This is a genomic window from Escherichia sp. WS2035 (assembly GCF_046487065.1).
Classification (GTDB): Bacteria; Pseudomonadota; Gammaproteobacteria; order Enterobacterales; family Enterobacteriaceae; genus Escherichia; species Escherichia coli.
Genome location: NZ_JBJQKD010000009.1, coordinates 175,751 through 187,725, shown reverse-complemented (window position 1 = coordinate 187,725; position 11,975 = coordinate 175,751). Strand labels below are relative to the sequence as shown.

The window sequence follows — 11,975 nt, the reverse complement described above, 5'->3', positions numbered from 1 at the left end:
ATTCTTATATGCCAGCAATGGCAGGGATTTGTTCATCCTTAAATCTGTCATGAGGTTAAAACAAAATGAGTAAAGTCTTTATTTGCGCCGCTATTCCTGACGAACTGGCAACAAGGGAAGAAGGCGCTGTGGCTGTAGCCACAGCCATTGAAGCTGGCGACGAACGCCGTGCTCGAGCAAAATTTCAATGGCAGTTCCTGGAACATTATCCGGCTGCTCAGGACTGCGCTTATAAATTTATTGTCTGCGAGGATAAACCTGGCATACCCCGCCCTGCCCTCGATTCATGGGATGCTGAATATATGCAGGAAAACCGCTGGGATGAGGAGTCTGCTTCTTTTGTCCCGGTTGAGACTGAATCCGATCCGATGAACGTCACTTTTGACAAGCTGGCCCCTGAAGTACAGAACGCTGTCATGGTTAAGTTCGACACATGTGAAAACATCACCGTTGATATGGTTATTAGCGCACAGGAATTGTTGCAGGAAGACATGGCAACATTCGACGGACATATCGTTGAAGCGTTGATGAAAATGCCAGAAGTTAACGCCATGTATCCGGAGCTTAAGTTGCACGCCATTGGGTGGGTTAAGCATAAATGTATTCCTGGTGCTAAATGGCCCGAAATTCAGGCAGAGATGCGCATCTGGAAAAAACGTCGCGAAGGTGAACGCAAGGAAACCGGAAAATACACGTCTGTTGTTGATCTCGCCCGCGCCAGAGCCAATCAACAGTACACTGAAAATTCAACAGGAAAAATCAGCCCGGTCATTGCTGCCATTCATCGCGAATACAAGCAGACATGGAAAACACTGGATGACGAACTGGCCTACGCTCTCTGGCCTGGTGATGTGGATGCCGGAAACATTGACGGCAGCATCCATCGCTGGGCAAAAAAAGAAGTTATCGACAACGACCGCGAAGACTGGAAGCGTATCTCGGCATCAATGCGCAAACAGCCTGATGCCCTTCGCTACGACCGCCAGACTATTTTTGGCCTTGTCCGTGAGCGTCCGATCGACATTCACAAAGATCCCATAGCACTGAACAAATATATCTGCGAATACCTGACGACAAAGGGCGTGTTTGAGAATGAAGAAACAGACCTGGGCACTGTTGATGTTCTCCAGTCATCAGAAACACAAACTGATGCAGTGGAAACTGAGGTATCTGATATCCCAAAAAATGAAACCGCGCCGGAAGCTGAACCATCTGTAGAGCGTGAGGGGCCGTTCTATTTCCTCTTCGCAGATAAGGACGGAGAAAAATACGGTCGCGCAAACAAACTTTCTGGTCTGGATAAGGCACTGGCTGCTGGCGCCACTGAAATCACAAAAGAAGAATATTTTGCCCGAAAAAATGGCACATACACGGGCTTACCGCAAAATGTAGATACCGCTGAAGATTCAGAACAACCAGAGCCGATAAAAGTTACCGCTGACGAAGTAAACAAAATTATGCAGGCAGCCAATATCAGCCAGCCTGACGCCGATAAGTTGCTTGCTGCATCACGTGGTGAATTTGTTGAAGGGATTAGTGACCCGAATGATCCGAAATGGGTTAAGGGGATCCAGACCCGCGATTCTGTGAACCAGAACCAGCATGAATCGGAACGGAACTACCAAAAAGCGGAACAAAACAGCACAAATGCGTTACAAAACGAGCCAGAAACGAAACAGCCTGAACCAGTGGCGCAACAGGAAGTGGAAAAAGTCTGCACCGCCTGCGGTCAGACCGGCGGCGGCAACTGCCCTGATTGTGGCGCGGTGATGGGCGACGCAACATACCAAGAAACATTCGATGAAGAGTATCAGGTTGAAGTTCAGGAAGATGATCCGGAGGAAATGGAAGGCGCTGAACATCCACACAAGGAGAACACTGGCGGCAATCAGCATCACAATAGCGATAATGAAACTGGCGAGACGGCAGATCACTCAATTAAGGTGAACGGTCATCACGAAATCACATCCACCAGCAGGACGTGTGACCATCTAATGATCGACCTTGAAACCATGGGAAAAAATCCTGATGCCCCGATCATCTCAATAGGTGCAATATTTTTCGATCCGCAAACCGGAGATATGGGACCGGAATTTAGTAAGACTATCGATCTGGAAACTGCTGGCGGAGTCATTGATCGGGACACCATTAAATGGTGGCTTAAGCAATCACGCGAAGCGCAATCTGCCATTATGACCGATGAAATCCCGTTAGATGATGCACTGTTACAATTGCGGGAATTTATCGACGAAAACTCCGGTGAATTTTTTGTTCAGGTTTGGGGAAATGGAGCCAACTTCGACAACACGATTTTGCGCCGTTCATACGAACGGCAGGGGATCCCCTGCCCGTGGCGTTACTACAACGATCGCGATGTACGCACAATCGTTGAGCTGGGGAAAGCCATAGACTTCGATGCCAGAACGGCTATTCCATTCGAAGGTGAGCGCCATAATGCACTTGATGACGCCCGTTACCAGGCAAAATACGTTTCAGTTATCTGGCAAAAACTGATCCCGAGTCAGGCTGATTCTTAATGTTCAACTGTCGCCGGTTGTGACTGGTATTCTGCAACCGGCGCTCGTCTGATGTAAGAGATAAAGAAATCGATGAGCGAAGTAATCATGATTGTCTCTCCCGGCAAATGGGTATCCGAAGAGCAGTTAATTGCGCTGAAAGGAATAAAAAAAGGTACGTTAAAAAAGGCCCGGGAAAAATCGTTTATGGAAGGAAGGGAATATAAGCATGTCGCTCATGACGGTATGCCATGGGATAACAGTCCATGCTTTTACAACCTGGAAGAAATTGATCGCTGGATTGAGCGCCAGGCATCAGCGAGACCAAGACGTCATCTTACTTGACTAAAAGCCACACTAACTAATGAGAGAAGTTGAAATGAAATATCCGACAGGCGTGGAAAACCATGGAGGGAAATTACGTATCTGGTTTGTTTATAAAGGCGTAAGAGTCAGGGAAAATCTGGGGGTTCCTGACACAGCAAAAAACAGGCGCGTTGCAGGTGAACTACGCTCCTCTGTTTGTTACGCAATAAAAACTGGTGTTTTCGACTATGCAAAACAGTTTCCCTCCTCACGCAATCTGGAAAAATTTGGTGAGGCCCGACAAGATTTAACCATAAAAGAACTGGCTGAAAAATTTCTGGCACTGAAAGAAACTGAAGTCGCCAAAACATCACTCAACACATACCGTGCCGTCATCAAAAATATCCTGAGCATAATCGGTGAAAAAAATCTTGCCTCATCGATTAATAAAGAAAAATTACTGGAGGTTCGTAAAGAGCTACTGACTGGATACCAGATCCCCAAAAGTAACTATATTGTTACACAACCAGGGAGATCGGCTGTAACTGTAAATAATTACATGACAAATCTTAACGCCGTGTTCCAGTTTGGTGTTGATAACGGTTACCTGGCAGATAATCCGTTTAAGGGGATCTCGCCATTAAAGGAATCAAGAACCATTCCGGATCCTCTTTCGCGGGAGGAATTTATCCGTCTTATCGATGCGTGCAGAAATCAGCAAGCAAAAAATTTATGGTGTGTTTCTGTTTATACTGGCGTTCGCCCTGGTGAGCTGTGTGCACTTGGATGGGAGGACATAGATCTGAAAAATGGAACAATGATGATCAGGAGAAATTTAGCAAAAGACCGTTTCACGGTACCAAAAACACAGGCGGGAACCAATCGGGTCATTCATCTTATTAAGCCAGCAATCGACGCTCTCCGGAGTCAGATGACATTAACGAGACTGAGCAAAGAGCATATCATTGATGTTCACCTCAGAGAGTATGGCAGAACAGAAAAACAAAAATGCACCTTTGTTTTTCAACCTGAAGTGTCAGCGAGAGTAAAAAATTATGGTGACCATTTTACCGTTGACTCAATAAGGCAGATGTGGGACGCAGCGATAAAACGTGCCGGACTCCGCCATCGAAAATCATATCAGTCGAGACATACTTATGCCTGCTGGTCGCTGACAGCTGGTGCTAACCCGGCATTTATAGCAAACCAGATGGGCCATGCAGATGCGCAAATGGTATTTCAGGTATACGGAAAATGGATGTCTGAAAACAATAATGCACAGGTAGCTTTGTTAAATACACAGTTAAGCGAGTTTGCCCCAACCATGCCCCATAACGAAGCAATGAAAAATTAACTTAATATTTATCAAATAGTTAACACTAATGACTCTTGAAATCCATAAATTCAAGCGCAGTGCCCAGCCATCCCGATACTGCTGCTTTCACCAAATCCTTAGTGCTTCTTTCGTGTTTTTCTATTGTCATAATGGTTATCTCTAAAAAAGAGGTAAGATGCGTACTACTTATTCGCCGTTATTGGTATTATTCAGAAAAAGTGAGTAAGACTTTGCAGCAATGTTTTTGATCCTGTTCAAATAAACTAATGGCATCCGCAACATGCTGGAAATCAAACGTATGGGTAATTAGTTTTTCTGGTTTAATTAACCCTTTACTTAACCAGTCGATAACGACCGGGAATTTATTTGCATTTAAGCGTGAAGAGAAAATAGAGAGTTCTTTTCCGGTAATTCCTTGCTGAATCACTTCAGACGGTTCACTGGAGAAGCCCATCAATACAATACGTGCCGCTGGAGAAGCCAGCGTTACGGCCTCTTTCAAGATTGAAGGATGACAAGCGGCATCGATAACTAATGTCGGTTGGATGCCTTTTTCATCGAAAATCTCGCCAAGTGGTGTCTGGCTGTTATTAATCGCCCAGTCTGCCCCGCTCTCTTTCGCTTTTTCCAGTCGTTCATCAATGCGATCGGCAACAATCACATTTTTAACGTTATAGACGCCTTTTAATACCTGAACGATCGTCAGGCCGATTGGACCGGCACCGTAAACCAGAACGGTATCATTTTCAGTCGGTTGACCATGACCGGTAACGTTAGCCGCAATGGTAAAAGGTTCGATCATCACCGCATATTGATCGGCCACTGCTTCAGGAATTTTCCACGCATTTTTTGCCGGAACCACGGCATATTCACTGAAACCACCGTCAGCGTGCACACCTAATACAGCAAGTGTCGTACAAACGTTCGGCTTACCTATAGAGCACGGATAGCAATGCCCACAGCTGACCACCGGATCGACAGCAACGCGTTCACCGACTCTGGCGCTTTCCACGCCTTCACCCACTGCATCAATGACGCCAAAGAATTCATGACCAATGACGCGCGGATATTTCGCAAAAGGATTATGCCCACGGTAAATATGGCTATCTGAACCACAAATTCCGGCAAGTTTCACTTTTACTCGTACTTCACCCGCTGACGGGGTGGGTATTTCACGTTCGATAATCGACAGTTGATTCGGTTTTTCAATTAAAATGCTTTTCATTACCTTACTCCTTACCAGTTCCACAGCGTGCCATCTTCCAGACGTGCGACTGGCAGATAAGCAGGTTCATAGGGATATTTCGCCGCCAGCTTTTCATCGAATTCGATGCCAAGACCCGGTTTTTCTCCCGGATGCATATAGCCGTTATCGAAAGTCCAGTTGTGCGGGAAGACTTCGAGCATTTGTTCGGAATAACCCATGTATTCCTGGACACCGAAATTGGGGACCCACAGATCAAAGTGCAGCGCCGCAGCCATGCAGACTGGTGACAAATCGGAAGGACCGTGTGAGCCAGTACGTACCTGATACAGCGAAGCAAAATCGGCAATCCGACGCATACCGGTAATTCCGCCTGCATGAGTCAGCGTGGTGCGGATATAATCGATGAGTTGCTCTTCAATCAGTTGTTTGCAGTCCCAGATGCTGTTGAAGACTTCACCCACCGCGATGGGTGTGACGGTATGTTGGCGAATGAGACGGAAGCATTCCTGGTTTTCCGCAGGCGTCGGGTCTTCCATCCAGAACATGCGATAATCTTCAATGCTTTTACCAAAGCGCGCCGCTTCAATAGGCGTTAAGCGATGGTGCATGTCATGCAGCAAATGTTCATTAAATCCAAACTTGTTACGTACCGCGTCAAACAATTTCGGCATGAAATCGAGGTATTTCTCCGTCGACCACAGCTGCTCTTCCGGCCACTGTCCTTTGGTTGCGGGTTCATAAGCCAGACCTTTACCTTTCGACATGCCGTAGGTGGTTTTCATACCAGGGATTCCGCACTGCACGCGGATGGCTTTGAATCCCAGCTCCTGATGACGGGCATAATCATCCAGAGCTTCATCAATACTGTGACCGGTGGTATGGCAATAAACCATCACCCCTTCACGAGACGCGCCGCCGAGTAACTGGTAAAGCGGCATGTTGGCAGCTTTGGCTTTAATATCCCACAGCGCCATATCAACCGCTGAAATGGCCGACATCGTAACCGGACCGCGACGCCAGTAAGCACCTTTATAGAAAAACTGCCAGATATCTTCGATACGGTGTGCATCGCGACCAATAAGCTGCGGACAAAGGTGATCCTGCAAATAAGAGGCCACGGAAAGCTCACGTCCATTTAGGGTGGCATCCCCAAGGCCCGTAATACCGTCCTCAGTGGTGATTTTTAATGTGACGAAATTACGCCCCGGACAGGTAACAAAAACTTCAGCCTTTACGATCTTCATGTTCGATTCCTTGCATCGCTTGTCGTGATGCATGAAATCTACGCAACTGAACTACTACCATACAAGTATGAAGATCAAAAAAAGCCGGAGTGATCACAAAAAAAGGCGTATATTTGCGCCGTGAATGGTTGACAAAAGATGAAATAGAATACCTTTTGTCAGCTGACACTTCCTCGTATCTTATTGATAAAATGGATTTATGTTCCTACGTGCGCCCCCAGCCCGCAACAATGATCAACATGCCGCAAAGCGCAATTAACGCCCCCGTCCAGTCATAAAGAGTCAGTTTCACGCCATCCACAACGCGCAGCCACATCAACGCCGTGCAAACATAAACGCCACCATAAGCCGCGTAAACACGCCCACTCGCCGCAGGATGCAACGTTAACAACCAGACAAACAGTGCCAGTGAAATCCCCGCCGGAAGCAACAGCCAGATACTGGCGTTTCGTTTTAACCACAACCAGGGCAGAAAGCATCCAATAATTTCACACAGCGCAGTAGCAAAAAATAGTAACGTTGTTTTAATCATCTTTGTCACTTATTGACATCATGTATAGTTATAGGGCGACATAATATCATCAATATAAACACCCTCCTTGAACGTTTTGCGTTCGCAGTGGATGGTGTAGAATCAGCTTTAATCATTCATACAGGGAATGAATTATGAAAATCACTCTCAGCAAACGAATCGGCCTGCTCGCTTTTCTGCTGCCTTGCGCACTGGTATTGAGCACAACTGTTCATGCCGAAACTAACAAACTGGTGATTGAGTCTGGCGACAGTGCACAAAGCCGCCAGCGCGCCGCTATGGAAAAAGAGCAATGGAATGACACGCGTAATCTGCGCCAGAAAGTGAATAAACGCACTGAAAAAGAGTGGGATAAAGCCGACGCTGCTTTTGATAACCGCGATAAATGTGAGCAAAGCGCCAACATCAATGCCTACTGGGAGCCAAATACTTTGCGCTGCCTGGACCGTCGAACTGGCCGCGTTATTATCCCCTAACCTGTTATTGATTTAAGGAATGTAAGGACACGTTATGCCAAGCGCCCACAGTGTTAAGCTACGCCCGCTGGAGCGTGAAGATTTACGCTATGTACATCAACTCGACAATAACGCCAGTGTGATGCGTTACTGGTTTGAGGAACCCTACGAAGCCTTTGTTGAACTCTCTGATCTGTATGATAAGCATATTCACGATCAGAGCGAACGGCGCTTTGTGGTGGAATGTGACGGCGAAAAAGCCGGTCTGGTGGAGCTGGTGGAAATTAACCATGTTCATCGCCGCGCAGAATTTCAGATAATTATCTCCCCGGAGTATCAGGGGAAAGGTCTGGCAACCCGTGCCGCCAAATTAGCAATGGACTATGGCTTCACCGTTCTCAATCTCTATAAGCTGTATCTGATCGTTGATAAAGAGAATGAAAAAGCGATTCACATTTACCGCAAGCTTGGCTTTACGGTTGAAGGTGAATTGATGCATGAGTTCTTTATTAATGGTCAATATCGTAATGCCATTCGCATGTGTATATTCCAGCATCAGTATCTGGCTGAGCACAAAACACCGGGTCAGACTCTCCTGAAGCCGACCGCACAATAGTATTAATAATAATCGATCGTATTTTTGATGGTATAAACCCGTTCGACGGCGGGTTTTACTCCTTCATCAACAATGATTAGCTGACAGTCCACCGGATTGGCGTGATTGTCATATTCACAGCTCTGTTTTACATTACCAACCCGTTGATTATTCAGTAAAGTAACAGCAGTGTAATCTAATTTTTTGATCGGGTCCGTTGATGGCGTGGCGCTGACAGATAATGTTTTATCGTTACTTTTCGTGGTTTTACCCAGCGGATACCCCTGATCATCATAGCGATATTCCATCTGCATCTGTTTGCTGCTGGCTTTAATCACGAAACCATTATCATCGGTTTCCCAACTCACCCCGGCAGAAGGTAATTCTGCTAGCTGGCATTTTCCCTGCAAACGAACTCTTTTCTCCAGCGTCTCGGCATCACGGTAATAATTGGCATCCAGTACCAGGGCAACCAAGGTATTATTTTCCAGATCCAGTAATTCGAGAGAATCAAAACAGCCTTCTTCCGACAAAGTCCCCGAAACACGTTTCGTCACTTCACCTTGCTCATCCATTAATGTCTGAGTGAAATCTTTTACGGGACCACGCAGCGGATCAAAATCGAATTCATTAGAGAAACTGGCCATCTCCGGGGTAAATGAAAGTGTTACCTCTGTGCGGTCACATCCTGTGAGTAATATCGCGAGTAAGCATGGCAGTAATTTGTATTTCACAACAGTCACCTGAGAGTAGAGATGATTCTCAATCATAGTAGCAAATACAGTACTTTACACGTTAAATGCTATGCTTAAAGAAGTTATCTTCGCGTAAGGAGCTTATGATGAAACACTCAACCTACTGTGCCGCGCTTCTGCTCGCCCTCGCCTCACCCACGGTACTCGCCGCGCCGGGATCCTGTGAGCGCATACAGAGCGATATATCACAGCGCATTATCAATAATGGCGTACCCGAAAGCAGCTTCACGTTAAGTATTGTACCCAATGACCAGGTTGATCAGCCTGATTCCCAGGTCGTCGGGCATTGCGCTAATGATACGCATAAAATTCTCTACACCCGTACCACCAGCGGTAACGTCTCTGCTCCCGCGCAGTCTACCCAGGATGGCGCGCCTGCCGAACCGCAGTAACACATTATCGACTGAACGCCGGATGCGACACATCCGGCGATTTGAACATTCAACATAACCCCACCTTATTACTCATACCCTTCTATTGATATGGATTAATAATTATTAACCCCAAATGGGTAGACTCCCTCTATTGTTAGCGCGCTAAATATTCAATATATAAACATTTATATAACGATAAAGAACAGGGAGTGAGTTATGTCCAAAAATGAACAAATGGTGGGCATCAGCCGCAGAACACTCGTTAAATCTACTGCGATAGGTTCTCTGGCGCTGGCTGCAGGCGGTTTTTCTTTGCCGTTTACCCTGCGCAGTGCAGCAGCAGCGGTACAACAGGCCAGCGAAAAAGTGGTCTGGGGTGCCTGTTCCGTCAACTGTGGTAGCCGCTGTGCACTTCGTCTGCATGTTAAAGATAATGAAGTGACCTGGGTGGAAACTGACAACACCGGCAGCGACAAGTATGGCAACCATCAGGTACGCGCCTGTTTGCGCGGTCGCTCCATCCGTCGGCGTATTAATCATCCCGATCGCCTGAATTACCCAATGAAACGCGTGGGCAAACGCGGCGAAGGCAAATTCGAACGGATTAGCTGGGATGAAGCCCTGGATACTATCGCCAGTAGCCTGAAAAAAACCGTCGAACAATATGGCAATGAGGCTGTATATATTCAGTACTCTTCGGGGATTGTTGGCGGCAATATGACCCGCTCTTCTCCATCAGCCTCGGCGGTCAAACGCCTGATGAACTGCTACGGCGGTTCACTAAACCAGTATGGCTCCTACAGCACTGCGCAAATTTCCTGTGCCATGCCCTACACCTACGGCAGTAATGATGGCAACAGCACCACGGATATTGAAAACAGCAAGCTGGTCGTGATGTTTGGTAACAACCCGGCTGAAACCCGCATGAGCGGCGGTGGCATCACTTATCTTCTTGAAAAAGCGCGCGAGAAATCGAACGCAAAAATGATTGTTATCGATCCGCGATATACCGATACGGCTGCTGGTCGTGAAGATGAATGGCTTCCTATTCGCCCGGGCACCGATGCCGCGCTGGTTGCGGGTATTGCCTGGGTATTGATTAACGAAAATCTCGTTGATCAACCTTTTCTCGATAAATACTGCGTCGGCTATGACGAAAAAACCTTACCCGCAGATGCACCCAAAAATGGTCACTATAAAGCCTATATTCTTGGTGAAGGTGATGATAAAACAGCGAAAACGCCGCAGTGGGCTTCGCAAATTACAGGTATCCCGGTAGACCGTATCATCAAACTGGCGCGTGAAATTGGCACAGCAAAACCCGCTTATATCTGCCAGGGCTGGGGGCCGCAACGGCAGGCAAACGGCGAGCTGACGGCACGCGCTATTGCTATGTTGCCTATTTTGACGGGCAATGTCGGCATCAGCGGCGGAAATAGTGGTGCGCGTGAATCGACCTACACCATTACCATCGAACGCCTGCCGGTGCTGGATAATCCGGTCAAAACGTCAATCTCCTGCTTCAGTTGGACAGATGCTATCGATCATGGCCCGCAAATGACGGCAATCCGCGACGGCGTCCGGGGCAAAGATAAACTAGATGTGCCCATTAAGTTCATCTGGAACTACGCGGGAAATACCCTGGTTAATCAGCATTCTGACATCAACAAAACGCATGAAATTCTGCAGGACGAATCGAAATGCGAAATGATTGTGGTCATCGAAAACTTTATGACCTCATCGGCAAAATATGCCGACATTCTGCTGCCAGACCTAATGACCGTTGAGCAGGAAGATATTATTCCTAACGACTACGCCGGTAACATGGGATATCTCATTTTCCTCCAGCCTGTCACCAGCGAAAAATTCGAACGCAAACCAATTTACTGGATCCTGAGTGAAGTCGCGAAACGTCTTGGACCTGACGTCTATCAAAAGTTCACTGAAGGTCGCACGCAAGAACAATGGTTACAACATCTGTACGCCAAAATGCTTGCCAAAGATCCGGCGTTACCGTCTTACGACGAATTAAAAAAAATGGGTATCTATAAGCGTAAAGATCCCAATGGTCATTTTGTCGCCTACAAAGCATTTCGTGACGACCCCGAGGCAAATCCACTTAAAACGCCTTCCGGTAAGATTGAAATTTATTCCAGCAAGCTGGCGGAAATTGCCCGTACCTGGGAACTGGAAAAAGATGAAGTGATAAGCCCACTGCCGGTTTATGCCTCAACCTTTGAAGGGTGGGACTCCCCTGAACGTAGTACCTTCCCACTGCAACTGTTTGGTTTCCATTACAAATCCCGTACGCACTCGACCTACGGCAACATTGATGTCCTGAAGGCAGCCTGCCGTCAGGAAGTGTGGATCAACCCTATAGATGCACAGAAACGTGGGATTGCCAACGGCGATATGGTGCGGGTGTTTAACCATCGTGGCGAAGTTCGGCTACCAGCCAAAGTGACACCACGCATTCTCCCTGGAGTTAGTGCTATGGGCCAGGGAGCCTGGCACGAGGCCAATATGTCTGGCGATAAAATCGACCACGGCGGCTGTGTGAATACGCTAACCACTCTGCGCCCTTCACCACTGGCGAAGGGAAACCCGCAGCACACTAATCTGGTCGAGATCGAAAAAATATAACCCACTACGGCC

General features: G+C 47.2%; 11 protein-coding genes. 7 read left to right on the top strand and 4 right to left on the bottom strand.

What is annotated here, in order from left to right; genetic code table 11:
• Positions 1-65 precede the first annotated feature (65 nt).
• From ACJHX4_RS16500 to ACJHX4_RS16490, 3 genes are all read left to right on the top strand, one after another.
• Positions 66-2,537 carry an exonuclease gene (locus ACJHX4_RS16500; RefSeq protein ID WP_001531708.1) on the top strand — a complete coding sequence of 824 codons (2,472 nt, stop codon included), beginning with the start codon at positions 66-68 and terminating at the stop codon, positions 2,535-2,537.
• A 72-nt stretch (positions 2,538-2,609) separates the two neighbouring features.
• Positions 2,610-2,861: an excisionase family protein gene (locus ACJHX4_RS16495; RefSeq protein WP_000005552.1), complete on the top strand. Its 252-nt coding sequence runs from the start codon at positions 2,610-2,612 to the stop codon at positions 2,859-2,861.
• Positions 2,862-2,895: 34 nt separating this feature from the next.
• On the top strand, positions 2,896-4,176 hold the full coding sequence (locus ACJHX4_RS16490; RefSeq protein ID WP_000877001.1) for a site-specific integrase: 1,281 nt from the start codon (positions 2,896-2,898) through the stop codon (positions 4,174-4,176).
• Between the two features lie 187 nt (positions 4,177-4,363).
• On the opposite strand, the gene ACJHX4_RS16485 is transcribed toward ACJHX4_RS16490, so the two are convergent.
• The 3 genes from ACJHX4_RS16485 to ACJHX4_RS16475 form a co-directional block, all read right to left on the bottom strand.
• Positions 4,364-5,383: a Zn-dependent oxidoreductase gene (locus ACJHX4_RS16485; RefSeq protein WP_000836081.1), complete on the bottom strand. Its 1,020-nt coding sequence runs from the start codon at positions 5,381-5,383 to the stop codon at positions 4,364-4,366.
• An 11-nt stretch (positions 5,384-5,394) separates the two neighbouring features.
• On the bottom strand, positions 5,395-6,609 hold the full coding sequence (gene rspA / locus ACJHX4_RS16480; protein ID WP_001296083.1) for a starvation-sensing protein RspA: 1,215 nt from the start codon (positions 6,607-6,609) through the stop codon (positions 5,395-5,397).
• A gap of 205 nt (positions 6,610-6,814) precedes the next feature.
• Positions 6,815-7,141: a YnfA family protein gene (locus ACJHX4_RS16475; RefSeq protein ID WP_000598292.1), complete on the bottom strand. Its 327-nt coding sequence runs from the start codon at positions 7,139-7,141 to the stop codon at positions 6,815-6,817.
• A gap of 134 nt (positions 7,142-7,275) precedes the next feature.
• Here ACJHX4_RS16475 and ACJHX4_RS16470 point away from each other — a divergent pair, with 134 nt between their 5' ends.
• The gene (locus ACJHX4_RS16470) at positions 7,276-7,617 is read left to right on the top strand and encodes a DUF1283 family protein (protein WP_000705204.1); all 342 of its coding nucleotides are present in this window, start codon (positions 7,276-7,278) and stop codon (positions 7,615-7,617) included.
• 34 nt (positions 7,618-7,651) lie between these two features.
• Positions 7,652-8,212 carry a spermidine N1-acetyltransferase gene (gene speG / locus ACJHX4_RS16465; RefSeq protein ID WP_001138584.1) on the top strand — a complete coding sequence of 187 codons (561 nt, stop codon included), beginning with the start codon at positions 7,652-7,654 and terminating at the stop codon, positions 8,210-8,212.
• Positions 8,213-8,214: 2 nt separating this feature from the next.
• Here the strand turns inward: speG and ACJHX4_RS16460 are convergent, their stop codons facing one another.
• A complete protein-coding gene (locus tag ACJHX4_RS16460; protein ID WP_001296084.1) occupies positions 8,215-8,925 on the bottom strand; it encodes a YnfC family lipoprotein in 711 nt (236 codons plus the stop codon).
• A gap of 107 nt (positions 8,926-9,032) precedes the next feature.
• Here ACJHX4_RS16460 and ACJHX4_RS16455 point away from each other — a divergent pair, with 107 nt between their 5' ends.
• Entirely contained in the window at positions 9,033-9,338 is a 306-nt protein-coding gene (locus tag ACJHX4_RS16455) for a DUF1161 domain-containing protein (protein ID WP_001296085.1), read from the top strand.
• Positions 9,339-9,536: 198 nt separating this feature from the next.
• Positions 9,537-11,963: a selenate/tellurate reductase subunit YnfE gene (gene ynfE / locus ACJHX4_RS16450; protein WP_000041660.1), complete on the top strand. Its 2,427-nt coding sequence runs from the start codon at positions 9,537-9,539 to the stop codon at positions 11,961-11,963.
• Positions 11,964-11,975: the final 12 nt, after the last annotated feature.

Bases quoted from the DNA above. Each gene is read 5' to 3' on its own strand.
- ACJHX4_RS16495 (WP_000005552.1), top strand. From the start codon at position 2,610: ATGAGCGAAGTAATCATGATTGTCTCTCCCGGCAAATGGGTATCCGAA.
- ACJHX4_RS16470 (WP_000705204.1), top strand. From the start codon at position 7,276: ATGAAAATCACTCTCAGCAAACGAATCGGCCTGCTCGCTTTTCTGCTG.
- rspA (WP_001296083.1), bottom strand. From the start codon at position 6,609: ATGAAGATCGTAAAGGCTGAAGTTTTTGTTACCTGTCCGGGGCGTAAT.
- ACJHX4_RS16455 (WP_001296085.1), top strand. From the start codon at position 9,033: ATGAAACACTCAACCTACTGTGCCGCGCTTCTGCTCGCCCTCGCCTCA.
- ACJHX4_RS16485 (WP_000836081.1), bottom strand. From the start codon at position 5,383: ATGAAAAGCATTTTAATTGAAAAACCGAATCAACTGTCGATTATCGAA.
- ynfE (WP_000041660.1), top strand. From the start codon at position 9,537: ATGTCCAAAAATGAACAAATGGTGGGCATCAGCCGCAGAACACTCGTT.
- ACJHX4_RS16475 (WP_000598292.1), bottom strand. From the start codon at position 7,141: ATGATTAAAACAACGTTACTATTTTTTGCTACTGCGCTGTGTGAAATT.
- speG (WP_001138584.1), top strand. From the start codon at position 7,652: ATGCCAAGCGCCCACAGTGTTAAGCTACGCCCGCTGGAGCGTGAAGAT.
- ACJHX4_RS16490 (WP_000877001.1), top strand. From the start codon at position 2,896: ATGAAATATCCGACAGGCGTGGAAAACCATGGAGGGAAATTACGTATC.
- ACJHX4_RS16500 (WP_001531708.1), top strand. From the start codon at position 66: ATGAGTAAAGTCTTTATTTGCGCCGCTATTCCTGACGAACTGGCAACA.